Origin of the sequence: Stenotrophomonas sp. B1-1 (assembly GCF_010894375.1) — a bacterium.
In the GTDB taxonomy this organism is placed as follows: Bacteria; Pseudomonadota; Gammaproteobacteria; order Xanthomonadales; family Xanthomonadaceae; genus Stenotrophomonas.
In genome coordinates this window covers 1-1103 of the sequence record NZ_JAAIUZ010000059.1, presented here as the reverse complement: position 1 = coordinate 1103, position 1103 = coordinate 1, and the positions used below count along the sequence as shown (strand labels likewise).

Genomic DNA, 1103 nt, shown 5'->3' with positions numbered 1-1103 from the left:
AGCCTTATCTGATGGAAATCTGGCAGCGTAGGTGTCGAGAGCCGGCGTGGGCCGCCGTGTAAGCCTGGATCTCGACGATCGCCATGGAGCTTGGCGCCCACGCCGGATTCTCCCTTGATCCGCCCGAACAGTTGCTGGAGCTGGACACTCGAAGCGATAAGACTGGGCAAGCGGGGGAGCTCTCGACCCTTCCAGACTATACGGAGTCGGGCAATGAACGGGATCGGGATTGATGTGAGCAAGCGCCGATTGGATATCGGCACGACAGACGGTGAGACCCTGCAGGTCAGCAATAGCCCTTCTGGCTATGCTGAATTGGACGCTTGGTTGAGGACGCGGCCGGCCATTCAGATCGTTCTGGAAGCCACCGGCGGCTATGAGCAGGCTGTCCTGGACTTTCTTCACAAGGCCGGCCATCCGGTGATCCGCGCCAACGCCCTGCGTGCACGCAGACTGGCTCAGGGGCTGGGTAAAGCGGCCAAGACGGACCGCTTGGACGCTCTTGTATTGGCGCAGATGGCCGCGCTGGTCGAGCTGCCTTCCTATCAGCCGCTGGAGCCCTGGCAACGGAAGCTGCGCGAGTTTGTGCGGGCGCGTCGACAGACGATGCAGGCACTGACCGTGGCCCGCCAGCAGCAGGAAATGGTGACTGACCGCGAGCTACGCCGGCTGATGCAAGGCAGCATCATCCGCCTGCAGACAATGGTCGAGCGGCTGGGCAAAGAGATCGCCGAACAGGTCGCGCAGCAGCCTCAACTGGCAGTGCTGAAGTCGATGAAAGGGGTTGGCCCGGCATTGCAGGCGGTATTGGCCAGCTACCTGCCTGAGTTGGGGCAGATCAGCGGAAAGGCCATTGCCAGCCTGGTCGGCGTAGCGCCGATCTCCCACGACAGCGGAACCATGCGAGGGAGACGAAGCATCCACGGCGGCAGGGCCGAGATCCGCCAGGTGCTCTACATGGCGGCCATGTCGGCCATGCGACATGAGCCGCGGTTGCGGGACTTTTACCGGTCGCTGCGGGCCCGCGGCAAGGAAGGGAAAGTGGCCATCGTGGCCGTGATGCGCAAGATGCTGGTCATCCTCAACGCCCGCGTGCGCGACGC

1 protein-coding gene is annotated in these 1103 nt (G+C 63.3%); it reads left to right on the top strand.

Features of this window, described 5'->3' with window-relative positions:
• Window positions 1–213: 213 nt before the first annotated feature.
• A partial coding sequence (locus G4G00_RS21740) for an IS110 family transposase (protein ID WP_164276653.1) occupies window positions 214–1103 on the top strand: 890 nt, incomplete at its 3' end.